Origin of the sequence: Nonomuraea sp. NPDC001831, from assembly GCF_042892035.1 — a bacterium.
Taxonomy (GTDB): Bacteria; Actinomycetota; Actinomycetes; order Streptosporangiales; family Streptosporangiaceae; genus Nonomuraea.
This window is the reverse complement of record NZ_JBIATU010000009.1, coordinates 319,204-342,937: the sequence shown is the minus strand read 5'-3', so window position 1 is coordinate 342,937 and position 23,734 is coordinate 319,204. Positions and strand designations below refer to the sequence as shown.

Annotated in this window: 18 protein-coding genes and 1 pseudogene; 12 read left to right on the top strand and 7 right to left on the bottom strand. The window is 72.2% G+C overall.

Annotated features, from left to right (window positions below; genetic code table 11):
* The first annotated feature begins 36 nt into the window (after nucleotides 1-36).
* On the top strand, nucleotides 37-2,784 hold the full coding sequence (locus tag ACFYYW_RS28965) for a CocE/NonD family hydrolase (RefSeq protein WP_387653034.1): 2,748 nt from the start codon (nucleotides 37-39) through the stop codon (nucleotides 2,782-2,784).
* On the top strand, nucleotides 2,781-3,629 hold the full coding sequence (locus ACFYYW_RS28960; RefSeq protein WP_387653032.1) for an ABC transporter permease: 849 nt from the start codon (nucleotides 2,781-2,783) through the stop codon (nucleotides 3,627-3,629). The genes ACFYYW_RS28965 and ACFYYW_RS28960 overlap by 4 nt, the downstream gene beginning before the upstream one ends.
* Here the strand turns inward: ACFYYW_RS28960 and ACFYYW_RS28955 are convergent.
* Together ACFYYW_RS28955 and ACFYYW_RS28950 are read right to left on the bottom strand one after the other, a co-directional pair.
* Nucleotides 3,622-4,098: a VOC family protein gene (locus tag ACFYYW_RS28955; RefSeq protein WP_352321535.1), complete on the bottom strand. Its 477-nt coding sequence runs from the start codon at nucleotides 4,096-4,098 to the stop codon at nucleotides 3,622-3,624. The genes ACFYYW_RS28960 and ACFYYW_RS28955 overlap by 8 nt on opposite strands.
* Before the next feature lie 158 nt (nucleotides 4,099-4,256).
* Nucleotides 4,257-5,042, bottom strand: coding sequence for a helix-turn-helix domain-containing protein (locus ACFYYW_RS28950; RefSeq protein WP_387653030.1), 786 nt, complete (start codon nucleotides 5,040-5,042; stop codon nucleotides 4,257-4,259).
* Nucleotides 5,043-5,130: 88 nt separating this feature from the next.
* On the opposite strand from ACFYYW_RS28950, the gene ACFYYW_RS28945 reads away from it, so the two are divergent.
* The 4 genes and pseudogenes from ACFYYW_RS28945 to ACFYYW_RS28930 all read left to right on the top strand — a co-directional run bounded on the left by ACFYYW_RS28945 (nucleotide 5,131) and on the right by ACFYYW_RS28930 (nucleotide 8,819).
* Nucleotides 5,131-5,511 carry a nuclear transport factor 2 family protein gene (locus ACFYYW_RS28945; RefSeq protein WP_387653028.1) on the top strand — a complete coding sequence of 127 codons (381 nt, stop codon included), beginning with the start codon at nucleotides 5,131-5,133 and terminating at the stop codon, nucleotides 5,509-5,511.
* Nucleotides 5,512-5,574: 63 nt separating this feature from the next.
* A pseudogene (locus tag ACFYYW_RS28940) lies at nucleotides 5,575-5,940 on the top strand (MBL fold metallo-hydrolase); the annotation flags it as partial.
* Between the two features lie 82 nt (nucleotides 5,941-6,022).
* Complete coding sequence (locus ACFYYW_RS28935) at nucleotides 6,023-6,295, top strand: MBL fold metallo-hydrolase (protein ID WP_387653026.1); 273 nt, start codon at nucleotides 6,023-6,025, stop codon at nucleotides 6,293-6,295.
* A 415-nt stretch (nucleotides 6,296-6,710) separates the two neighbouring features.
* Nucleotides 6,711-8,819, top strand: a complete 2,109-nt coding sequence (locus tag ACFYYW_RS28930; RefSeq protein WP_387653024.1) for an ATP-binding protein — start codon at nucleotides 6,711-6,713, stop codon at nucleotides 8,817-8,819.
* Nucleotides 8,820-8,829: 10 nt separating this feature from the next.
* On the opposite strand, the gene ACFYYW_RS28925 is transcribed toward ACFYYW_RS28930, so the two are convergent.
* Nucleotides 8,830-9,750, bottom strand: a complete 921-nt coding sequence (locus tag ACFYYW_RS28925) for a hypothetical protein (protein WP_352321540.1) — start codon at nucleotides 9,748-9,750, stop codon at nucleotides 8,830-8,832.
* A 616-nt stretch (nucleotides 9,751-10,366) separates the two neighbouring features.
* Here ACFYYW_RS28925 and ACFYYW_RS28920 point away from each other — a divergent pair.
* Nucleotides 10,367-11,266, top strand: coding sequence for a PAC2 family protein (locus ACFYYW_RS28920; protein ID WP_352321542.1), 900 nt, complete (start codon nucleotides 10,367-10,369; stop codon nucleotides 11,264-11,266).
* Between the two features lie 35 nt (nucleotides 11,267-11,301).
* On the top strand, nucleotides 11,302-12,342 hold the full coding sequence (locus tag ACFYYW_RS28915; RefSeq protein WP_387653021.1) for a Gfo/Idh/MocA family oxidoreductase: 1,041 nt from the start codon (nucleotides 11,302-11,304) through the stop codon (nucleotides 12,340-12,342).
* Nucleotides 12,343-12,378: 36 nt separating this feature from the next.
* Here ACFYYW_RS28915 and ACFYYW_RS28910 read toward each other — a convergent pair whose 3' ends face one another.
* Complete coding sequence (locus tag ACFYYW_RS28910; RefSeq protein ID WP_387653019.1) at nucleotides 12,379-13,161, bottom strand: tyrosine-protein phosphatase; 783 nt, start codon at nucleotides 13,159-13,161, stop codon at nucleotides 12,379-12,381.
* Between the two features lie 73 nt (nucleotides 13,162-13,234).
* On the opposite strand from ACFYYW_RS28910, the gene ACFYYW_RS28905 reads away from it, so the two are divergent.
* The gene (locus tag ACFYYW_RS28905; RefSeq protein ID WP_387653017.1) at nucleotides 13,235-14,284 is read left to right on the top strand and encodes a hypothetical protein; all 1,050 of its coding nucleotides are present in this window, start codon (nucleotides 13,235-13,237) and stop codon (nucleotides 14,282-14,284) included.
* Between the two features lie 13 nt (nucleotides 14,285-14,297).
* Here the strand turns inward: ACFYYW_RS28905 and ACFYYW_RS28900 are convergent, their stop codons facing one another.
* Nucleotides 14,298-16,205 carry a tetratricopeptide repeat protein gene (locus tag ACFYYW_RS28900; protein WP_387653130.1) on the bottom strand — a complete coding sequence of 636 codons (1,908 nt, stop codon included), beginning with the start codon at nucleotides 16,203-16,205 and terminating at the stop codon, nucleotides 14,298-14,300.
* Between the two features lie 687 nt (nucleotides 16,206-16,892).
* Entirely contained in the window at nucleotides 16,893-19,004 is a 2,112-nt protein-coding gene (locus ACFYYW_RS28895; RefSeq protein ID WP_387653015.1) for a M6 family metalloprotease domain-containing protein, read from the bottom strand.
* Nucleotides 19,005-19,114: 110 nt separating this feature from the next.
* On the opposite strand from ACFYYW_RS28895, the gene ACFYYW_RS28890 reads away from it, so the two are divergent.
* Both ACFYYW_RS28890 and ACFYYW_RS28885 read left to right on the top strand, forming a co-directional pair.
* Nucleotides 19,115-20,269, top strand: coding sequence for a PucR family transcriptional regulator (locus tag ACFYYW_RS28890; RefSeq protein ID WP_387653013.1), 1,155 nt, complete (start codon nucleotides 19,115-19,117; stop codon nucleotides 20,267-20,269).
* 201 nt (nucleotides 20,270-20,470) lie between these two features.
* Nucleotides 20,471-21,460 carry an amidohydrolase family protein gene (locus ACFYYW_RS28885; protein WP_387653011.1) on the top strand — a complete coding sequence of 330 codons (990 nt, stop codon included), beginning with the start codon at nucleotides 20,471-20,473 and terminating at the stop codon, nucleotides 21,458-21,460.
* 40 nt (nucleotides 21,461-21,500) lie between these two features.
* Here the strand turns inward: ACFYYW_RS28885 and ACFYYW_RS28880 are convergent, their stop codons facing one another.
* Nucleotides 21,501-21,920 (bottom strand): MarR family transcriptional regulator, encoded by a 420-nt coding sequence (locus tag ACFYYW_RS28880; protein ID WP_352321555.1) that lies wholly within the window; start codon nucleotides 21,918-21,920, stop codon nucleotides 21,501-21,503.
* Between the two features lie 71 nt (nucleotides 21,921-21,991).
* On the opposite strand from ACFYYW_RS28880, the gene ACFYYW_RS28875 reads away from it, so the two are divergent.
* On the top strand, nucleotides 21,992-23,725 hold the full coding sequence (locus tag ACFYYW_RS28875; RefSeq protein ID WP_387653009.1) for an ABC transporter ATP-binding protein: 1,734 nt from the start codon (nucleotides 21,992-21,994) through the stop codon (nucleotides 23,723-23,725).
* Nucleotides 23,726-23,734 lie beyond the last annotated feature (9 nt).

Here is a 23,734-nt window from a genome sequence, read left to right as displayed (position 1 = left end):
AGGGATCTCTCAGGTGCGGAAAGTAGGCTCACCGCCATGAAACGTGTGGCCGCGCTGGTCGCGGTGCTCGCCGTCATCGGGGTGACGACGTGGCTGGTGTGGCCGTCCACCGCGGAGGCGCGCGGCCAGGACCAGCGGATCACGGTCGTCGACGGGCCCGCCGACGACCAGCGGGTGGAGCTCGACGCCACGTTCTTCCCGCCCGCCGGCGGCGGGAAGGCGCCCGCCGTGCTGGTCGCCCACGGGTTCGGCGGCAGCAAGCAGAGCGTCCGCCAGCAGGCCGCCCGCCTGGCCCAGGACGGCTACGCCGTGCTGACCTGGTCCGCGCGCGGTTTCGGCCGTTCCACGGGCGAGATCGCGCTCAACTCGCCCGACTACGAGGTCAAAGACGTCAAGCAGCTCGTCGACTGGCTGGCCAGGCGCCCCGAGGTGCAGCTCGACGCCGCCGGCGACCCGCGCGTGGGCATCACGGGCGGCTCGTACGGCGGGGCCATCGCCCTGATGACCGCCGCCTACGACCAGCGGGTCGACGCCATCGTCCCGCAGATCACCTGGGCCGACCTGGCCGACGCCCTCTTCCCCAACGCCGCCGCCGGATCCGCCACGGGCGCCCAGGCCGCCATCGGGCAGGGCGTGGCCGACGGCGTGTTCAAGCGCATGTGGGCGGGCATCTTCTTCGGCCAGGGCGTCTCCCTCGACACCTTCGCCGCCCAGTCCCGCCGCGAGGCCGCCGCCCCGCTCACCGTCGAGCAGGCCAGGTGCGGCCGCTTCCTGCCGGCGATCTGCGCGATCTACCAGCAGGTCGCCGAAGACGGCCGGGCGACGCCCGAGGCCGTCGCGCTGCTGCGCAGATCCAGCCCGGTCACCGTGGCCGGCCGGATCAAGGCGCCCACCCTGCTCCTCCAGGGCCAGCGCGACTCCCTGTTCCCGCTCGCCCACGCCGACGCCAACGCCCGGGCCATCGCCGCCGCCGGCACGCCGGTGAGCATGGCCTGGTTCGACGGCGGGCACGACGGCGGCAACGGCGAGGCCGACTGGCTCTACGACCAGTCCGCGGCCTGGTTCGCCCGCCATCTCAAGCGCGAGGCCGCGCCCGCGGTGAGCGCGTTCACCGTCACCCGCGACGGCGGCCGCGACCCCGGCACCCGCCAGCGCATCAGGCTCCACCCCGAGGCCGCCGCCTACCCCGGCCTGGCCGGCACCGACACCGCCACGGTGCAGCTCACCGGCCCCGAGCAGAACGTCGTCAACCCGCCCGGCGGCGCCCCCGCCTCGATCTCGACCGTTCCCGGCGTCGGCGGGCTGCTGAGCGGCCAGGGCGGCGGCGCGGGCGTGTCCATCGACATGCCCGGCCAGAGCGCGGCGTTCGAGTCGCCGCCGCTCACCGCCCCGCTCCAGCTCACCGGCAGCCCCACGGTCAAGGTCAAGGTGTCGGGCAAGGGCCAGGCGACGCTGTTCGCCAAGCTCTACGACGTCGCCGACGCCGTCCAGCCGCCCGCGCTGCCTGCCGGGCTGGTGGCGCCGTTCCGGGTCACGATCCCCGAGGGGGCCGGCTCGGCCGAGGCCACGGTCACCCTGCCGGCCGTCGACCACCGGTTCGCCGTGGGCCACCGGCTGCGGCTGGTCGTGACCACGACGGACATGGGGTTCGCGACCCCGGCCGAGCCCGCCGCGTTCGGCGTCTCCCTGGCCTCGCCCGCGCTGGCCGTCCCCACGGTCCGCACGCTCGCCGCGCCGCCGGCCGGGGTGGCCTGGTGGGTGTGGGCGATGCCCCTGGCCGCCGTGCTCGCCGCCGCCGTCCTCCTGGCCACCGGCCGTCCCTCGGGCCGCGGCTCGACGGCGAAGGTCGGCGTGAGCGCGAACGGCGACCGGCCGTCGGAGGCGCCGGGCGGTGCCGCTGGGCTTGAGGTGCCGGACGGTGACGGCGGACGTGAGGCGCCGGGCGGTGACGGCGGGCGTGCGGCGCCGGGCGGTGACGGCGGGCGTGCGGCGCCGGGCGGTGACGGCGGGCGTGCGGCGCCGGGCGGTGACGGCGGGCGTGAAGTGCCGTTGGAGATCGTCGGGCTGACCAAGGCGTACCGCAACGGCGAGCGGGCCGTCGACGGGCTGTCGTTCCGGGTCGAGCAGGGCCAGGTCCTCGGCCTCCTCGGCCCCAACGGCGCCGGCAAGACGACCACGATGCGGATGATGATGGGCCTGATCCGCCCCGACTCCGGCGAGATCCGGATCTTCGGCGACCCCGTCACCCCCGGTGCGCCCGTGTTGTCCCGGTTGGGCTCGTTCGTGGAGGGCCCCGGCTTCCTGCCCCACCTGTCCGGCCGCGACAACATCGAGCTCTACTGGGCCGCCACCGGCCGTCCCGCCGCCGACGCCCACTTCGAGGAGGCGCTGGAGATCGCGGGCCTGGGCAAGGCGCTCGACCGCGCGGTGCGCACCTACTCCCAGGGCATGCGCCAGCGGCTGGCCATCGCCCAGGCCATGCTCGGCCTGCCCGACCTGCTGGTGCTCGACGAGCCCACCAACGGTCTCGACCCGCCCCAGATCCGGGAGATGCGCGAGGTGCTCAAGCGCTACGCGCGCGACGGCCGTACCGTCATCGTCTCCAGCCACATGCTGGCCGAGGTGGAGCAGACGTGCAGCCACGTGGTCGTCATGCACCGCGGCCGGCTGGTCTCCACCGGGCCGGTGGAGCGGCTGCTGAGCTCGGCGGCGGGCAACGGCAACGGGCACGGCGGTCCGCGCCTGGAAGACGTGTTCCTCGACCTCATCGGAGACAGATCATGACCGCCGCGCCCGGCTACGCGCCGCGCCGCACGCTGCCGCTGCGCGTGGAGATCGTCAGGCAGTTCAAGCGGCGGCGGACGCTGGTCATGTTCGGGCTGCTGCTGGCCTTGCCGTGGGTACTGGTGATCGCGTTCCAGTTCGGGCCGCAGTCCGGCAGCCAGGGGCAGTCGTCGCTGCGGATCAGCGACCTGGCCACCGCGAGCGGCCTGAACTTCGCGGCGTTCGCCCTGTCGGTGTCGGCGAGCTTCCTGCTGGTGGTGGCGGTCGCCCTGTTCTGCGGCGACACGGTGGCCGCCGAGGCCAACTGGTCGTCGTTGCGTTACCTGCTGGCCGCGCCCGTCCCCCGCGACCGCCTGCTGCGCCAGAAGCTGATCGTGGCGCTCGGCTTCTCGGCGGCGGCGGTGATCTGCCTGCCGCTGATGGCGCTGCTGGCCGGCACGGTCGCGTTCGGCTGGCACGACATCCAGGTGCCCGGCACCGGCGAGACCATCCCGGCGCTCGACGTGCTGCCCCGGTTCGGCATCGTGATCGGTTACGCGCTGGTCAGCCAGCTCGTGGTGGCGGCCCTGGCGTTCCTGGTCTCCACGGTGACCGACTCGCCGCTCGGCGCGGTGGGCGGGGCGGTGGGCCTGTGGATCGTGTGCACCATCCTGCAGGCGGTCGAGGCGCTGGGGACGCTGCGCGAGTTCCTGCCGACGTTCTGGAACAACGCGTGGCTGGACGCCCTGGCCCCCGAGCTCGACTGGAGCGGGATGGCCAAGGGCGCCTCGGTGTCGATCACCTATGCCGCGATCCTGATCGCCGTGGCCTTCCGCAGGTTCCGGCGCAAGGACGTGGTCAGCTGACGCCCTTGGCGGCGTCCTCCAGGCCCTTGATCTCGATCTTCCGCATGCCCAGCATGGCCTGCACGACCCGCTGGGCGGCGGCCGGGTCCGGCACGCTCATCAGCTCCTGCAGCGCCCTCGGGACGATCTGCCACGACAGGCCGTACCGGTCCTTCAGCCAGCCGCACTGCGACTCCTCGCCGCCGTCGGTGAGCCTGGCCCACAGGTCGTCGACCTCCTCCTGGGAGACGCAGTCGACGTAGAGGGAGATCGCCTCGGTGAAGGTGAAGCGCGGGCCGCCGTTCAGGGCGAGGAAACGCTGCCCGGCCAGTTCGAAGGAGACCACCATGGCCTGCCCGGCGGGCCCGGGGCCGCCCTCGGAGTAGCGCTGGACCTCCAGGATGCGGGAGTCGGCGAAGATCGAGGTGTAGAACTCGGCCGCCTCTTCGGCCTGGTTGTCGAACCACAGGTAGGTCGTGATCTTCTGCATGTCGCCGGTCGTCCTTTCGAGACGTGTCGCGGGGGCCGGATCCGTGCCCGTCCCCTTCCTTTCATCGACGCGTCGAACGGGACGGGGGCGGATCGACACGCGTCCCGAAAAATCTTGAAAAAGATCTGGGAAGGCCGGTCGCGCCGGTTGGAACGGCGTCAGGCAGAGGGGGCCGCCGTCCTGAAGAAGCGGGCGGTGTCGTCGTCGGCGGGAAAGTACGCCTCGACGGCGATCTCCTCGAGCGTGACGTCGAAGGCCGCGCCGAACGTCGTGATGGTGTTGACGAAGCACAACTCCGCGCCGCGGTGGCGGATGCGGATGGGCAGCGCGATCTCGGCCGGATCCGGTGGCCGCGGATCGCCCGCGGGACCGTAGGACAGCACCTCCTCGTACAGTGCGCTGAGTTCGGCGTCACCGCTCTGCGCGACCTGGCGGGCGAGCCGGGGCAGCAGGAATCCGCGCACCTGCCCGAGGTTGAGCAGCCGCGACGCGAACCCGCCCGGGTGCAGGCCGAGCCGCATCATGTTGACCGGCGGCCGGAGCAGCGCCGGGTCCACGCCCTCCAGGAAGACGTCGATCGCGGAGTTGGCGAACAGCAGGTTCCACCGCCGGTCCACGGCCAGCGCCGGATACGGCTCGTGCCCGCGCAGGATCTGCTCCAGGACGTTCCGCGCCGAGGCCAGGTGCGGGTCCTGCAGCGGCCGTTCGCGGACGACGGGCGCGTGACCGGCCGCGACCAGCAGGCGGTTGCGTTCCCGCAGCGGGACGCCCAGATGCTCGGCCAGCCGCAGCACCATCGCACTGCTGGGAATGGTCCGTCCGGTCTCCACGAAGCTGACGTGCCGGGCGGACACGTCCGCCTGCAGCGCCAGGTCGAGCTGGCTGAGCCTCCTGCGGTGCCGCCACTCGCGCAGCAGCTCGCCGATCGGCCGGTCCTGATTCATCCGGCGATTATCCTCGCACGCCGCTGACCTGCGCGATTACATGCCATGTAATCGACACCGCCGGGCGCGCGCTGCGACGGTGTCTCCCATGACCGACACCAGCACGACCATCCGCAACAAGCACCTGGTCCTCGACGGCTTCACCCGCTTCGCGGCCGGGGACGTCGACGTGCTCCGCACGCTCCTGCACGAGGACTTCGTCGAGCACAGCCCGGGAAACCCGTCCGGGCGGGACGCGTTCATCGCCCACATCGCCGAGGCTCCGGTGGCGCGTGCCCGGCTCGACCTCAAGCGGGTCGTCGCCGACGACGACCACGTGGTGACGCACTACCTCATGACCACGGACGACGACCCGCGCGGCGTCGCCGTCGTCGACATCTGGCGGCTGGCCGACGGGCAGATCGTCGAGCACTGGGACGTGGTGCAGCCGGTGCCGGAAGCGGCGCAGGTCCCGCACGGGATGTTCTGAGGCGACGCGCGTGCGGCAGACTTCCACCCGTTCCCCGATCGGCGTCCCGGCGCCGGAGGTCCCATGAAACTCGCTCCCCATCTGCACCGTCTCGGCAACGACCTCGTGGCCTGCTACCTCGTCGACACCGCCGAGGGCATCACGCTCATCGACGCCGGGCTGCCCGGCCACTGGCGGGACCTGCAGCGCGAACTCCGCTCCCTCGGCAAGTCCGTGGACGACGTCCGCGGCCTCGTCCTGACCCACGGCGACTCCGACCACCTCGGCTTCGCCGAACGCCTGCGCAGCGAGCACGGGGTGCCGGTGTTCGTGCACGCCGCCGACGCCGCCCGCGCCCGCACGGGCGAGAAGCCCAAGGTCGCTCTGGGCCCGGTACGGCTCGGTCCGGCGCTGGCATTCCTGGGTTACTCCCTGGGCAAGAACGGCCTGCGCACCCGCCACGTCCGCGAGGTCACCGAGATCGGCGACGGCGACGTCCTGGACCTGCCCCGGGAGCCCGGTGATCGTGGGCATGCCGGGGCACTCTCCCGGGAGCGTGGCGGTGCACGTCCCGCTCGCCGACGCCGTCTTCGTCGGGGACGCCCTGACCACCCGGCACGTCCTCACCGGGCGCGAAGGTCCCCAACCGGCCCCCTTCACCGACGACCCGGCCGAAGCGCTCGCCTCCCTCGACCGGATCGCCCGGCTGCCGGCGTCCTGGGTGCTCCCCGGCCACGGCACACCCTGGCGCACCTCGCCGGTCCGGGTGAGCGAGGCGGTCCGCGCGGGTGGCGTCGGCGGGTAGCCGTCCGATCCTCGAAAAACTGGGGCGAGCGGGATTCGGCTGGCCAGAAGGTGGCGTACCGGGATAGGGCGGGCTCGATCCCGATGGGCCGGAAAAGGGGATCAGGCCGGCCGATTCAGGAACGGCCGGGGCCCAGGAAGGCGGGCGCCCGGCCCGGCGACGGCACGGGCGGCCAGGTCAGCCCCAGTGCGGAGGCTTGTTGTCGAGGTAGAAGGCGTCGGGGTCGGCTTCACGCCAGTCGCCCCAGCCGAGGTCGGTGTCGTCCGAAGTCTGCTCCGGGAGAAATTCGTCCACGGAAAACATGCTACCGAGACGTACAAACCCACACCGGTCGTCTTCCCGGCTCCACGGACAGCCCTCGCGCCCGGCGGTACGATGCCAGGGCAGGTGTCGCCGATCCCCCGTGAGGCTGCGCATGGCCACCCCTACAGGCTGGCGGAGAGAAGGCAATCTACCGGCGGAGCTCACCAGCTTCGTGGGGCGGACCCGGTTACTCGCCAACCTCAAGCGGCATCTCGCCGAGTCCCGGCTGGTGACCGTCACCGGCATCGGCGGGGTGGGCAAGTCGCGCACGGTGCTGCGGCTGGCGCACCAGGTCCGCACGCAGTACCCCGACGGCGTGTGGTTCGCCGACCTGGCCCGGCTGCAGGACGCGGGCATGGTCAAGCACACGATCGCCTCGGCGCTCGGCATCGCCGACCAGTCCTCGCGGGCGGAGTCGGAGTCGTTGTCGGAGTGGGTCGGCGAACGCGACATGCTGCTCATCATCGACACCTGCGAACACCTGGTTCAGGGCTGCGCCGAGCTGGTCCACGAGCTGCTGGAGGCCGCGCCCAACCTGAAGGTGCTGGCCACCAGCAGGCAGTCTCTCCACCTGCCGTACGAGCAGGTGGTGCCGGTGCCGCCGCTGGTGGTGCCCGGCGACGACCCGACGGAGAACCTGTTCACCAACGAGTCGGTGCAGTTGTTCGCGCTGCGGGCCGGGGCGGTCGTGCCCGACTTCCAGCTCGACGAGGACAACATCGGCGCGGTGGCCGAGCTGTGCCGCAGGCTCGACGGCATCCCGCTGGCGATCGAGCTGGCGGCGGTGCGACTGCGCGCCCTGTCGGTGGAGCAGATCCTCGGGCTGCTGGCCGACCGGTTCAGCCTGCTGGCCGGCGCGAGCCGTACGGCGCTGCCGCGCCACGCGACGCTGCGGGCGGCGATCGGCTGGAGTCACGAGCTGTGCGAGCCCGCCGAGCGGTTGTTGTGGGCGCGGCTGTCGGTGTTCGCCGGCGACTTCGAGCTCGACGCGGCCAGGTTCGTCTGCTCCGACGGGCGCCTGCCCTCGGAGGACATCACCGATCTGGTCACCGGGCTGGTGGAGAAGTCGATCCTGATGATCAGGAGCCACCACTCCGGCGTCCGCTACAAGCTGATCGACACGCTGGCCGAGTACGGCGAGGAGTGGCTGGACAAGCTCGGCCAGGCCCAGCAGATGCGGCAGCGCCACCTGGAGTACTACCTGAGCCTGGCCCAGCGCAGCGAGGACGCGTGGTCGGGTCCGCGGCAGATCTACTGGTTCGTGCGCATGCGTCAGGAGCACGACAACGTGCGGGTGGCGCTGGAGCACGCGTTGTCCTCGCCCATGCGCAGCGGTTCGGCGCTCACGCTGCTCTCGTCGTTGTGGTTCATGTGGGTGTGCTGCGGTTTCGTCCGGGAGGGGCGGCTCTACCTCGAACGCGCGCTGGAGGCCAACCCCTCGCCGAGCAAGGAGCGCTGCAAGGCCCTGTGGGTGCTGTCCTACGTGCGCAGCGCGCAGGGTGACAGCGACGGCGCGCTGGCGGCGGCCGAGCAGTGCAGCACGGAGGCCGTCCGGGTGGGCGACTCGCGGGCGGTGATCCTGGCCTCGAAGATGCAGGGCACGGCCGCGCTGCTCCAGGGCGACCTGCAGAAGGCCAGCGCGCTGCTGGGCGTGGCGATCGAGTTCAACACCGACAACAAGGAGCTCAACCCGGGTCTGCTGCCCGCGATCGTCGAGCTGTCGCTGGTGTTGTCGGCGCAGGGCGAGCTGTTCGAGGCCGAGTCGCTGCTCCAGGACTGCCTTCAGGTCTGCCGGGAGCGCGGCGAGTTGTGGGTCAGCTCGTACGCGCAGTGGGCGATGTCGCGCACGAGGCTCGCCACCGGCAGGCCGGGAGAGGCGCTGCACAACGCCCGCGAGGGCCTGCGGATCAAGCGGCACTTCCACGACACGCTGGGCACGCTGCTGGTGCTGGAGACGACCGCGCGCATCCTCATCGCGCTCAAGCAGGCGCCGACGGCGGCCAAGCTGCTGGGCGCGTTGCAGCAGAACTGGCGGACGGCCGGCCTGCCGCAGATGGGCGCCCCGTTCCTGACCGACGACCACGACGCGTGCGTCGAGGACTGCAAGTCGATGATGGGCGAGCTGGCCTACAAGAACGCCTTCGAGAACGGCGCCCGCCTCGACCTCGACGAGGCGTCCACGCTCGCGCTCGGCGACCTGGACGCCCCGGCCGAGGACTGATCCCGGGCCCTCACACGGCCTGGGGCCAGCGAGTTCCCTCCGGCCACGCGTGCACGTAACGCGCGCTGCCCAGCGAGAACTCGATGTGCCCGCGTACCCAGTGCTCAAGGCCGCGGACGTACGTCCGGACGGGTGGCGTGGCCCACTTCTCCAGCGCCGCGCGCCGGTCGAGGAAGGCGGCGAGGGCCTCGTTGTGCATGTCGGAGACCTCCAGGAGGGCGTCCTGGAGGGTGAGGTTCCGGTGGGTGGCCAGCACGGTGACGAGGTTGTGCCGGGCCTTGTCGTTGTCGCACTCCTTGGCGTAGGAGAGCAGGTCGTTGTCCCAGCCGATGAGGTCGCAGGCCAGGTCCGACAACATCCGCACGTCCGGATGGTGCCACTCCTCGGCCTCCAGGCGGTAGCCGCCGCCGGCGTCGATGAGGGCGAAGCAGGTGTAGGTGGCTCCGGTGATGCGGCGCATCAGGATGTAGTCCTGCGGGGTGGGGATCAGGTCGGCCTCGCGGTTGGCCGCCTCCCAGATCTGGGCGAACAGATATTCCTTGACCGTGATGCGCCACCGGTCCACCTGCGCCGGGGTGGAGGTGGCGACGATGCGGTGCAGGAGTTCGTTGAGGGCGAGGCCGAAGGGGTCGTCGTCGTCGGGCTTCCTGCGGTCGTCCAGGATCTCCAGGAGCGGCGGCAGGGCGCGGGCGAGCGCGGAGGCCCGGTGTCCCATCAGCTCGCCCTCGCAGAAGGCGTCGTCGAACGCGAAGAGCCAGTTGTACCAGTCGTTGATCAGCCGGAGGCTGTCGCGCGGGACCTCGGGGTTGGTACGGGCGGCGAGCAGGCCGATCTTGGAACGCCGGAAGTGCTCGATGGTGTCGGCGTCCTTGAGCATGTTGGAGGCGGCCAGCCACGTGTGGCTCTCCGCGTCGACCTCCGCGGCATGCACGTTGATCTCGTTGGGGAACGGGCACGGGAGCGGAGGGATGTGGAGCGGTCGCCTACTGAAGGAATGCGCAGAAGTTGCCACGCCCTTCAGCATGACGATCGGCTGCTCAAAAGGCCACACTCGACAACTTGGAGCCCTTTAATGCCTTTTTCACACTATGGATACCTCCAAGGGAACTGGTGGATAAACTGGGCATTTGCCAATATTCAGGCCGGGCCATTGCCGGCGGAGCGCCGTCCCGCTGCTCGGCTTCCGTCACCGGCAGCGCTCTGACCACGGCCGACTCCCGCGTGAACCCGCCCCCGGAGAGCGGCCCGCGCCCACGGCCCCGGACGCGGCCGGACCCGGATCCAGACGCGACGATCATTCACCGGACTCCGCGCCACCATGATCGGCCATCGCCATCAGCAAAATGTCACCTTTGCTGATGGCGAGATTGACCGGAACGGCAGCCTCCGGAGCCGGCGGGCGACATCCTGGACCCGCCGCGCCGGCCAGGGCGGACCCCCACCTCCGACCAGATGCCGGATTGTGCCTCGATAGGGTGCCTTGCGCGGAATCGATCCGACTCGCCATAGGTTCTGGGGAAGAGTACCTAGGGAAAGGCTGTCCAACCGTGTTCGACCCGAAGGATCTCTACAGGCTCGCAGACGACGCGCCCGAGCTGACTGATCCGGTGTTGCTGTACCACTTCGACGGTTTCGTCGACGCGGGCGGCGCCGGACGCCTCGCGCTGGGCCACCTGCTGGCCGAGCTGGAGCACCGGGTCGTGGCGACGTTCGACGTGGACCGGTTGCTCGACTACCGGTCCCGGCGGCCCATCATGACCTTCGACACCGACCGCTGGGTCGAGTGTGAGAGCCCCGAGCTCGCCGTCCATGTCGCCCATGACGCCACGGGCACGCCGTTCCTGTTGATGAGCGGCCCGGAGCCGGACCGGGAATGGGAGCTGTTCACCCGCGCGGTGGGAGAGTTGCTGGAACGGCTGAAGGTGAGCAAGATCGTCACGCTGCACGGCATCCCGATGGCGGTGCCGCACACGCGTCCGCTGGGCATCACCATGCACGCCAGCCGCCCCGAGCTGATCAACTCCCAGACCAGCGCCTTCGGCCGCGTCCAGGTCCCGGGGAGCGCGGCCGCGCTGCTGGAGCTGCGACTGGGCGCGCAGGGGCACGACGCGGTCGGGTACGCGGTGCACGTGCCGCACTACCTGTCGCAGGCGGAGTACCCGACGGCGGCGGTGACCGGGCTGGAGGCGGTGACGCGGGGCACCGGCCTGGTGTTCCCGATGGAGGCGCTGCGCGACGCGGCCCACCGTACGACGGCGGAGATCGAGGAGCAGATCCAGGCGTCCTCGGAGCTGTCGACCGCCATCAGCGGGCTGGAGCAGCAGTACGACGCGTTCGCGGGCGGCGCGGAGCGGCAGAACCTGATGGCCGAGACGACCCCGATGCCCACCGGCGACGAGCTGGCCGCCCAGTTCGAACGTTTCCTGGCCGAACGCGACGACGAGTGACGGGCAGGCCGGGCCGTACCGGCTAACCTGGGCGGATGAGCGAGATCCGGGTGGGCCTGATCGGATACGGCACCGCGGGGGCGTACTTCCACGCGCCGCTCGTCCACGCCACTCCGGGCCTGCGGCTGTCCGCGGTCGTGACGCGCAATCCGGAGCGGCAGGCCGAGGTGGCCCACCGCTACGGCGCGGCCGGCGTGCCGGACGTGCGTGAGCTGTGGGAGCACAGCGACCTCGTGGTGGTCGCCTCCCCCAACCGCACGCACGTGAGCATGGCCGCCGCCGCGCTCGCCGAGGGCCTGCCCGTCGTCGTGGACAAACCGGTCGCCCGTACCGCCGAGGAGGCCCGCGAGCTGGTGCGGCTGGCCGAGCAGGCCGGCGTCATGCTGACCGTGTTCCAGAACCGGCGCTGGGACGGCGACTTCCTCACCGTGCGGCGGCTGATCGCCGAGAGGCGGCTCGGCGACGTGCTGCGCTACGAGTCGCGGTTCGAGCGCTGGCGTCCGGTGCCCAAGGGCGGCTGGCGGGAGACCGGCGGCGCGGAGGAGATCGGCGGCCTGCTCTACGACCTGGGCAGCCACCTGGTCGACCAGGCGCTGCAGCTGTTCGGCCCGGCGCACGAGGTCTACTGCGAGAGCGACGTCCGGCGGCAGGGCGTGGCCTCCGACGACGACACGTTCATCGCGCTGCGGCACGCGGGCGGGGTGCGTTCCCACCTGTGGGCCAGCTCGGTGGCGGCCCGGCTCGGGCCGCGGCTGCGGGTGCTGGGCTCGGCGGGCGCGTACGTCAAGCACGGCATGGACGTGCAGGAGGAGCGCCTGCGGGCGGGCCTGACCCCGGACTCCCCCGGTTTCGGCGCGGACGAGGAGAGCCGCTGGGGCCTGCTCGGCACCGACGACGACGCCCGGCCCGTTCCCACCGAGCCGGGCGCGTACCTGGACTTCTACCGCGGGGTGGAACGCGCCCTGCGCGAGGGCGCGCCGCCGCCGGTGGACCCGCGCGGCTCGATCGACACGCTGGCCGTCATCGAGGCCGCCCACCTGTCGGCCGCCCAGCGCATGGTCGTCCACCTGGGCTGACAGCTGGGCTGACAGCTGGGCTGGCGGCTGGGCTGATCAGTCGCGCAGGCGGGCGCGCAGGGCGGCGTCGTCGGCGTCGGTCCAGCCGTGGCCGCGCAGCCAGCCCATCGGGCCGCTGAAGCGGTCGTCCAGCACCTTGAGGAACTGCTCGATGTAGCGGGCCCGGGGCCGGTGGTCGTCGGCCGGGCGGGAGTCGAGGTCGTCCCGGTAGGTGTCGCTGGCGCGCAGGCGCTTGAGTATCAGCTCCAGGCGCTCGCCCGTGGCCACGTAGTCCTGCACGATGGCCTCGCGGGTGGCCCCGGCGACCTCCAGCGCCAGCGCCGAGAGCACGCCGGTGCGGTCCTTGCCCGCCGCGCAGTGCACCAGCGCGGCGCCGTCGTCCAGGGCCATGGCGCGCAGGGCCGCCACGACGGCGTCCGGACGGTCGCGCAGGTAGCCGAAGTAGAAGCCGGTCACGCGCAGCTCCTCGTCGACCTCCCGTTCCTGCCAGGGCAGCACGCGGTCGCCGTCGATGGAGTCGGCCTCGACGTCGGTGTGCCTGCCGCCCTCGGCGAACAGCGTCAGGTGGTGGTGGGTCACCTCCGGCGCCCGGGTGAGCGGGCCGGGGCCCTCCAGGTTGACCTCGGCGGTCGAGCGCAGGTCCACGACGTGGCGCAGGTTCAGCTCGCCCACCAGGAGCGACACGTCCGCCGGGGTGAGGCCCTGCAGGTTGTCGGCTCGGAAGATCCGGCCGCGGCGGGTGAGCCCGCCGTCACGGGTGGGAAGTTCGCCCAGGTCACGTACGTTGACGGCGCCTTCCAGATCGATCCATCTTGTCATCTCATCCATTACTTCGACCTTATATGTCGGCCAATCATGAGCAGATTCCTAGTTCATAACGCAGCATGAACGTATGGATCCACGCGCGCTGCCTCCCCGGCTGGTGATCGATCCATCGCTGCCCCCGGACGTCTCGGTCGAATTGCGGTCGAGCCCGCACATCCTTCACATGGCCCGTTCCGGCAGGCGGATGGATCCCAGTTTCAGCCCCGCCCTGCTCTTCGCGCTTCCGGCCCTGCTGGTGATGGTCCTGATCGTGACCGGCGAGCCCGAGGCCGTCTTCGTGGCCGGGCTCGGCATGGGACTGATCGCCCTGATCCGGTGGATGGCGCTGGACAGCTCCCACCGGATCGTCAAACGACGGCTACGTCTCGCCACCACCCACGCCGACCGCTACGTCCTGCCCGAGGACCTCGACCATCCCTGCCAGGTGCTGCTGCGCCGTGCCCAGGACGCGGCCACGGCCGTGCTCAACTCCAAGGTGCACAAGGCCGGTCTGATCGACTCGGTGGAGAACCAGGTGTCGCTGCCCGAGGAGGTCTGGCAGATCGCCCACCGGCTGCGGCGGCTGTCGTCGATGCACGCCGAGCAGGGCAGGCTCATCCCGCGCGAGCTGCCGCCGGGCATGGAGGACGCCTTCAAGCCGTACACCAGCGCCCTCGACGCCGCCTGGACCTCGCTCTCGCACCGCGTACGCCACCTGGAGAAGTACGCCAAGCAGGTGCTCAAGGCCGACAAGGTGTACCACGCGCACCGACGCCTGGAGGCGCTGGCCGCCAAGACCCCCGAGTACCAGCAGCTCCTCGCCGACACCGTACGGGACGAGCTGGCGCACGAGCGCATCAGGGAGCTGTCCGACCAGGCGGCCCACGTGCGCAAGCTGTTCGAGGAGAGCGTGCTGCAGGCCAGGCAGGCGGCGGGCGAGCTGCTGAGAAGCCCCTTCAGCGACGCCTACGGCACCGGCGCGCTCGGCCCCCGCGCCGGCGGGCACGACCGCGGCGCCCGCGGCGCGACCGGCCCGCGTGACCGGCACGAGCGCGGCGCGACCGGCCCGCACGGCCCGCACGAGCGGCACGAGCGCGGCGCGACCGGCCCGCAGTGGCATCCCTCGCGCGACTCCTGACCCCTGCGGGCGGTCAGGGCCGGGCCTGCCGCAGGAGCTCCAGGGTGCGGCGCATGCCCGCCTCGTTCCCCAGGCTGCGGTAGATCTCCCTGGCCAGCTCCAGCGGCCCGACCGCCGCGTCCGGCCCGCCCGCGTCGAGGTGCGCCTCGCCGAGGTAGCGCAGGCTCCTGGCCATCCACCAGCGGTCCTCCAGCTCCTGGAAGCCGCGCACGGCGCGGCGCAGCTCGTGCTCGGACTCCTCGATCCGGCCCAGCCGGGCCAGCGCGCGCCCGGCCGACACCGCGGTGCGCGCCACCCCCCACGAGTCGCCGAGCGCCACCAGGATCTCCTCGGCCCGCCGGACGTACTCCAGCTCGCGCAGCCCGCCCGCCGGATCGCCCACCTCGCCCGCGGCGCGCAGGCAGCGGGCCTCCTCCCACAGCTCGCCGCGCTGCCGGAACATCTCGGCCGCCCGGTCGAGACTGAACCCGGCCCTGACGAACAGGGCGTCGGCGGCCCGGTGGTCGCCGGCCCGGCGCTCGCCGCGCGCCTGGGCGGCCAGCACCTCGCCGTAGACGCGCAGGGTCTGGGCCTCGGAGTAGCGGTTGCCCGCCCGCTGGAAGATCTCCAGGGCGTCTTCGAGCAGGTCGCGGGCCTCCTCGGGACGGCGTTCCGCCATGCGCATCTCGGCCAGGTTGCGCTGGGTGCGGGCCATCCACCACAGGTCGTCCTCGCCCTTGAACGCGGTGATCGCCCCGATCAGGTAGTCCTGGGCGCGGTCGAGGTGCCCGCCGCTGATCAGGGTCATGCCGACCGTGCGCATGGCCCGCGCCGCCCACCAGGTCTCGCCGAGGTCGCCGAAGATCTCCAGCGCCTGCTCGGCCTCGCGCAGAGCGCGCTCGCGCAGGCCCATGCCGCCGCGCACGATCGCGCTGTTCAGCAGCGCGATGGCCAGCGCGCGCCGGTCACCGGTACGCCGGCCCGCCTCGCAGCCGATGTCGGCGACGTCCGCCCAGTCGGCCCAGTAGGCCCGCAGCGAGTGGCACAACGAGCAGAACGCCCTGGCCAGCCCCCAGGTCAGCTCCCAGAGGCGGAGCTGCGCGGCCAGGTTGATCATGGCGAGCAGCGACAGCCGCTCGGCGTTGAGCCAGTCGCCCGCCCCGAGCTGGCCCTCGGCGTCGGCGCGCCGGCCGCCCTTGCTCCAGTCCTGCGGCCAGCGGTTCTGGGCGGCCTCCTCGGCCCGGCGGCGGTAACCGTGCAGGACGCGCTCGACGGCGGCCCTGCGGCGCTCCTCCTCGTCCTGGCCGGCCAGCTCGGCGCCGAACACCCGGACCAGGTCGTGCAGGCGGTAGCGCATCGCGCCGGTCTGGTCGGCGCCGGAGCACTCGGCGAGCTGGGCGTCGATCAGCGCTTCGAGCTGGTCGGCGCCGTCCAGGCCGGAGATGTCGAGCAGCTCGCCGGCCACCCAGCCGGGCACGTCGGGCGCGGGCAGCGCGCTGAGCAGGCGCAGCAGGCGGCGCTGGATGCCGGTGCAGTCGTCGTAGCTGAGCTGCACCGAGGCCCGCACGCTCTTGTCCACACCCTGCGCCACCTCAAGCTGGTCGAGACGGCGGCGCTCGTCGCTCAGCCGCCCGGCCATCTCGCGCAGGGTCCACTGCTCGCGGGTGGCCAGCCGCCCGCCGCAGATGTTGATCGCCAGCGGCAGGTGGTCGCAGAGCCGGACGATCTCCTTGGCCGACTCCAGGTCGTCCACCACCCGCGCGCCGCCGGCCAGCCGGGCCAGCAGCTCCACGCCTTGCGCCTCGGTGAACACGCCGAGCCGGGTGTCGTGGGTGCCGTCCAGGAACAGCGGGGAGCGCGAGGTGACCAGCACCGCGCAGCCCGGCTCGGCCGGGATCAGCGGTTTGACCTGGGCGGCGTCGTGGGCGTTGTCCAGGCCGATGAGGATCTTGCGGCCCTTGGTCCAGGTCAGCCAGAGGGTGCGCAGCTCGTCGAGGCCGCCGGGGGTCGGTGGCCAGGCGCACGCCCAGGCCGCGCAGGAAGCCGATCAGCACCTCCTCGGGGCGTACCGGGGCGTCGACGCCGCCGCGCAGGTCGGCGTGCAGCCGGCCGTCGGGGAACCAGTCGGCGACCTCCTGCCCGAACCGGGTCATCAGCGCCGATTTGCCGACGCCGCCACGGCCGTACACGGAGACGACCAGGGGCGGGGACAGGTCGGAGGACTTCCGGCGGGCGGCGAAGATCTCGCGCAGGGTGGCGAGGGAGTCGGCGCGCCCGGTGAAGTGCTCGGGCACGGGCGGCCACTGGTCGGGCGGCCGGACGCCGGGCTCGGGCGCGGGCGCGGCGCGCCGCCGGGGCGTGGCCTCGGTGGTGGCCCACGTGGTGACGCCGACGAGCAGCGCCGCCGCGAGCGTCACGCCGATCTTGGCCGTGGGCGGGATGTCCCACTCCAGCGAGGCGGCCAGCACACTGGCGGCGGCGGCCGCGAGCCCCGCCGAGACGGGCGCCGCCCACGTCACCCGCTTACGTCGCGGTTTGTCCGGTAAGTTTCCCGGCACCGAACACCCCCTTCCGGGGGTGATTCAAGCCGATGGGGCACGGCGAGCGCCAGCCGTGCCCCATCGTTCCGCTAAAGGCCGATCACGTGACAGGTGGCCGTGGCGGTCTTGGTCGGGTCGCTCTCCGAGACGGCGGTGAGCTTGACCCGGGCCAGACGGTCGCCGCCGGGCGCGCGCACCGCGTTGACCGTCACCGGCGCCTGCTTGCCGAAGGCGACGGAGGCCAGGGCGTTGGGCACCTGGGCGGTCCAGCCCTTGCCCTGCACCTCGGCCTTGACCCGGTAGACGTCGGAGTTGAGGTAAGCGCTGACGTCCTCGGGGTGCTGCCCCTGGGCGGGGGCCGCCTTGCCGGTGTTGAACACCGGGAACGTGCAGGTGGAGACGTTCTTGCCGGTGGGGACGCCGGCCGCGGGCAGCACCCGCACGCCGCGCTTCTGCGGGCCCGAGCCGTCCAGCGAGCGGATGGCGACGGTGTAGGACAGCTCGCCGTTCCGGTTGCGCTTGAGGTCGGTGACGTAGAAGTGCAGGCGGTTGGCCTGGTCCACGTACTCGTACTCGCTGCCGGAGTCGGTCCCGGCGTGGAAGAGGGCGTCGGAGAGCTGGCGGTAGTCGCCGACGGTGATCGGCACCTTGGTCCCGTCGGGCATCACGTAGTCGGTCATGCCGATGTCCTGCGGGTTGGCGTCGATCACCCACTCGAACGGCGCCCGGTCCTCGTTCTTGGTCTTGGCCAGCAGCACGCCGGAGTCGGGGGTGAAGGAGTCGGAGCCCATCCGGTCCACGACCTCGACCGTGTAGTTCTGGTAGCCGCCGCGGTCGCACAGCGGGTCGGTCGCCGAGCAGCTGCTCTTGTCGCCGGGGGCGTCGAAGGAGATGTTGACGCCCGACAGGTCGTCCTGCCCCGGCCGCACGGCGCGGGCCAGGATCTTGGCCGTGACCAGGCCGGACTCGTCGAGCGCCTCACGCGACAGGCGCAGGACGTTCTGCTCGTCCACCATGCCGAGCTTGAGCTTGTTGCGCAGCATGTGCTGGGCGCCCATGGACGCGCCCGCCGTGGGCGGGATCAGCCAGCGGGAGTGCGGCCCGCCGGGGCCGTTGAAGCTGCCGCGGCTGAGCATCTCCCAGACGCCGGTGTACGCCCGGACCGGCGGCACCCCGTACGGGTTGTTGTAGTTGTCCAGCACGCCGAGGATGTGGCTGAACTCGTGGGCGTAGACCGCCATGCCGGAGCTCTCGGCCTGGACGGAGTCGACGCCGATGTTGGCGTTGGGCCAGAAGTTGGAGGCCGCCTGCCAGGAGGACCACTCGACGTAGCGCGTCTTCAGCCAGTTGGGCAGGGCCGGGTCGGGCGGGCCCCACTCGTCGGGCACGTCCTCCTTGGTCGGGAACTTCATCATCCCGAACTCCTGCCAGGTGGACGACTCGTCCTGGCCGGCGCTGAGGTAGAAGACGAAGTCGTACTGCTTGGCGACGTCCTCGCCGACGGCGTTGATCCAGGCGTTGTGGCCGTCGGTGCGCAGGTTCTTGTTGCAGGTGTCGCCCGCCGGGCAGCCCGAGGTGCCGTTGAAGCCGGGCTCCAGCGCGTACTCGTGGTCCTTGCCCGGCATCGTGTACGGGCCGAACCCGGTCAGCTCGACGCCGTACCGGCCGCCGGAGTCCTCCATCCAGTACTCGTGGATGGTGTGGCCCTTGTTGAGGGTGTTCGGGGTGTTGAGGAAGTCCTGGTAGAACTTGGCCACCTGGTCGCGCGGGACGTCATGGGCCTCGGCGCTCGGGTTGGCGTAGATCGTCGAGCCCTTGGGCTGGGTGACGACGAACGCCTGGTTGGGGTAGTCGAGCAGCACCAGCGCGCCCTTGAAGGTGCGCTTGGAGCCCTTGACGGCCGGGTCGTTCCAGTTGGTGCCCGGAGGCTTCTTGTAGTCCGCCCACGTCATGTGGTCGGGGTTCTCCCAGTTCTGCGGGTCGAGAGGCGTGAGGCCGCCGGGAGGACGGGCGCGCAACGTCTGGGCGTCGGCCGATTCGTCCTGCTGCCAGGGCTGGGTCTGCGGCCAGTGGTTCTGCCGCCAGGGGTACTCGGGATCGACGGTGGGGGGTGCTGCGGAAGCAGGGGTCGCCATCAGGCTCACCGGGAACAGCACGATGGCCGCCAGCAAACCCTTCAGCAGCTTCTTCGGGGCATTCACGGATTGACGGTATAGACGTTATTGACGGAGATCACCGATCAGCTGTAGGGAAGACGTGTAGCAACCCTTCCGACATTTGTCGAAATGTCCAGCGTGACCTAGGTGGAGCAGTGGCGGATCTCCAGCGGATCGTGGACGACCTCGCCGTGCGCCTCGGGCGTCCCCTGCTGCTGGAGGACCGCGTGCAGCGCGTGATCGCCTACAGCGAGCAGAACGGCGCCATGGACGACATCCGCCGCGACTCCATCCTGCGCCGGCACACCACCCCGGAGGTGCGCGAGTGGCTGCGGGCGGCCGGCGTGCACGAGGCGCAGGCCCCGCTGCGCACGGCCGGCGCGCCGCACCTGGGGCTGCTGCCGCGCGTGTGCGTCCCGTTGCGGCACGCCGACGGCCTGCTCGGCTTCCTGTGGTTCATCGACGCCGGACCGGCCATGTCCGACGAGAAGGTGGCCGAGGCGGCGGCGGCCGTTCCCGGGCTGGCGCTCGCGCTGTTCCACGAGAGCCTGGCGACCGGGCTGGCCTCCCACCGGGAGCTGGAGGCGGTCACCGGGCTGCTGCGCGGCGAGCGGGACGCGGCCAGGCAGCTCATCGAGGCGGGCGCGTTCCCGCAGGGCCAGCCGGTGACCGTGCTGGTGGCCCGGCCCCGCTCGGCCGAGCCCGACGAGGGGCTGCGCCTGGCGCTCGAACAGGGGCTGCTGGCGCTGCGCCGGCGGCTCAGCGGCCACCACCCGCTGCACCTGGTGCGCTACGACCACGCCGTGCTGCTCACCGCCGGGCCGCCGGTCCCGCCCGACGAGCTGCACGCGGCCATGCCGGTGCCCGTGGTGGTGGGGGTCGGGCGTACCCGGCTCGAACTGGCGGAGGCGGCCGGGTCGTACGCGGAGGCCCGGCACGCGGCGGAGGTGACCGCGCGGGTGCCGGGGCTCGGGCGGTCGGCCGAGTGGGCCCGGCTCGGCGTCTACCGGATGCTCACCCAGCTCGCGGACCAGGAGGTGCATCCCGGGCTCGACGGGCTGCTGGCCGACGAGCAGTACCTGCCGCTGCTGGAGACGCTGGAGACGTACCTGGACCTGGCGGGCAGCGCGGTGGCGACGTCCCGGGCGCTGCGGCTGCACCGCACCTCGCTGTACTACCGGCTGCAGCGGGTGGAGGAGCTGGCGCGTACGGACCTCAAGGACGGCGGCGAGCGGCTGGCCCTGCACCTGGGCCTGAAACTGGCCCGGCTGTCCGGCCGCTACCAGCCCCGGGACGCCCGCGGCGCCTGATTGCCTTCGCCGCCGCCGCTCGCGTTTAATGCCGAAAGGGCAAATCCGACGGGAGCGCCGATGGCGGGTGCGAAGCGTGCTGCGCGGGTTCCAGGTCCGGGTGCGGGACGGGCTTCGGGGCCGGTTCGCGGGTCGGTGTGGGGGCCGGTTCGCGGGTCGGGTTCGGGGCCGTTTCCGGGCAGGCGTGCGCCCTCGCCGGTCGTGGCGCACTCCGCTCCGCTGGTGCTGCCGGTCTGCGCCGAGCCCGTGCGCGACGGGACGGTGGTGATCAGGGGCGGGCGGGTGCTCCAGGTGGGCTCGCGGGCCGAGCTGCTGTCCCGCTTCCGCGTCGCGGAGGAGATCCGCTGGCCGGGCATGATCGTGGCCGGGCTGGTGGACGCCTGCTGCGCGCCGCCGACGCCGGGCCCCGGCGTCGGCCCCGGCGTCAGCCCCGGCGTCACCACGCGGGCCGCCGTGGTGGCCGACCCCGCCGATGTCGCGGGCGTTCCCGGCGTCTCGTACGTCGAGGCGTCCAGCGCCGGCGAGCGGGAGTGGGAGGAGCACGACCGGGACGCGCTGATCACGGCCCTGCGCGAGGTGGACCGGCCGTGCCCGGTCGGCATCGCGGCCCGGACCCGCGACCCGCAGGTGCTGGAGGACGTCGCCGTGCTGGCCAGGACGTTCGGCCTGCGGCTGCTGGCCGGGCTGGACCGGCACTCCCCCATGGCCCTGGACGAGGCCGGCGCGCTCGGCCCCCACTGCCACGTGGCCTGCGCCCGGCCGCTCGACCCCGGCGAGCGCAAGCTGCTGCGCCTGCGCCGCAGCGTGGTCGCGATCTGCCCGCCGGGACAGGACCAGGCCGCCGACGTGCTGACCCTCCTGGAGGAGGGCAACCCCCTCGCCCTGGGCAGCCGCCCCCTGGACGGCCTCGCCCCGGCCGGTGACCTGCTCGGGCTCGCGGCCGGGGTCCGGCGGCGGGCCAGGGAGCTGGGACTGCGGGTGCGGGGGCTGGACCGCCGCCTGGTCGAGGCCGCGACGCTGGGCGGGGCGCGGGCACTGGGCCTGGACGCCGGGCCGGGCCGGATCGGCTCGCTCGGGCCGGGCAGCCGGGCCGACTTCGCCGTCTTCGACGCCCGCGGACGCTACCCGTACTCGGCCCTGATGGCCCAGCCGCCCTGCCTGGCCACGGTCGTCGGCGGCGCGCTCACCTGAACCGGCCGCCCTCCCCCGAGCACGGTCATCGGCGGCGTGGTCACCGGAACTGGCCGTCCACCGCGCCGAGCAGGTCCCTGAGCTGGTCGCGCTGCTCCTGGGACAGCACCGCGAACAGGCCCTCGCCGGCCTCCCTGCGCGCGTCCCTGGCCCGTTCGGCCATGGCCCGGCCCGCGTCCGTGATCACGACGAGCGTCGAGCGGCGGTTGGCCGGATCGACCTCCCTGCGCACCAGCCCGGCCTCCTCCAGCGCGTCCACGACGGGCGTCAGCGAGCGCGGGACGATCCGCAGCTCGTCGGCCAGTTGCACCATCCGCAGCGGCCGGCCGGCCTCGCCCAGCACGCGCAACGCCCGCGCCTGCCCCGGATTGAGCCCGAGCGGCACCAGCCGGTGCACGTATCCGTGCCGCAGACGCCTGCTGACCAGGTGCAAGAGCTCCGCGAGCTCCTTCTCTCCCATACCGACGATTTTAGCCGGAACAATTATGAGTTAACCTCTGTTTGAGTGGACATCCGAAAGGAGGCCTCCTATTGGCCGACGAACCACGCGCGCCGCTGCGGCGCATCATCGGACTCTTCACCCCCTACCGCGGCCGGCTGGTCCTGGTGGGCGCGTTTATCCTGCTGTCGTCCCTGGTCGGGCTGGCCTCGCCGTTCCTGCTGCGCGAGGTGCTGGACGTGGCGATCCCGTCCCGCGACGCGCTGCTGCTCACGCTGCTGGCGCTCGGCATGATCGCGGTCGCGGTCACCACGAGCGTGTTCGACGTGCTGCAGACGCTCATCTCCACCACCGTGGGCCAGCGGGTGATGCACGACCTGCGCATCTCGGTCTACTCCCACCTCCAGCGCATGTCGCTGGCCTTCTTCACCCGCACCAAGACGGGCGAGGTGCAGTCGCGCATCGCCAACGACATCGGCGGCATGCAGTCGGTCGTCACCTCGACCGCGACCTCGATCATCTCCAACCTCACCACCGTGATCGCCACGATCGTGGCGATGCTCGCCCTCGACTGGCGGCTGACGGTCATCTCGCTCCTGCTGCTGCCGGTGTTCGTGTGGATCAGCAGGAAGGTCGGCGCCGAGCGCAAGCGCATCACCAGCGAACGGCAGCGCAAGCTCGCCGTGATCTCCTCGATGGTCCAGGAGTCGCTGTCGATCAGCGGCGTCCTGCTGGGCCGGACGATGGGCCGCTCCGCCGAGCTGACCGACCGGTTCGGCCGCGCCTCCGACGAGCTGGCCGAGCTCGGCGTACGGACGAGCATGGCCGGACGCTGGCGGCAGTCGTCGATCCAGATCATCATGGCCGCGATGCCCGCCCTGATCTACTGGGCCGTCGGCTACACCGGCATCATCTCCGTCGGCACCCTCGTGGCCTTCACCACGCTGCAGTCGAGCCTGTTCCGGCCGACGGTGTCGCTGCTGCGGCTGGGCGTCGAGGTGCAGAGCTCGCTGGCGCTGTTCGGCCGCATCTTCGAGTACCTGGACCTGTCGGTGGACATCCACCCCGGCGCCCGCACCCTCGACCGGGTACGCGGCGAGGTGCGCTTCGAGCGCGTCGACTTCGCCTACGAGGACGAGCGCACCCTGCACGCCGTCGACGTCACCGTCCCCGCGGGCACGACGCTGGCCGTCGTGGGCGAGACCGGCTCGGGCAAGACCACCCTCAGCTACCTGCTCCCCCGCCTGTACGACGTGACCGGCGGCCGGGTCACCATCGACGGCGTGGACGTGCGCGACCTGACGTTCGAGACGCTGAGCGAGGTGGTCGGGGTGGTCTCGCAGGAGACGTACCTGTTCCACGCCTCGATCGCGGACAACCTGCGCTTCGCCCGTCCGGCGGCCACCGACGAGGAGCTGGAGGCGGCGGCGCGGGCCGCGCGCATCCACGACCACATCGCCTCGCTGCCCGACGGCTACGACACGATGGTGGGCGAGCGCGGCTACCGGTTCTCCGGCGGCGAGAAGCAGCGCCTGGCCATCGCCCGCACGCTGCTGCGCAACCCGCCGGTGCTGATCCTCGACGAGGCCACCAGCGCCCTCGACACCCAGACCGAGCGAGCCGTCCAGGAAGCCCTGGACACGCTGGCGCGGGGGCGGACGACGATCACGATCGCCCACCGCCTGTCGACCGTCCGCGACGCGGACCAGATCGTCGTGCTCGACCACGGGAAGGTCGTCGAGCGCGGCACCCACGACGAGCTGATGGCGCTCGGCGGCCACTACGCGGCCCTGGTGGACCGGGACCGCCCGCTCGAACTGGTCTAATTTTTCACG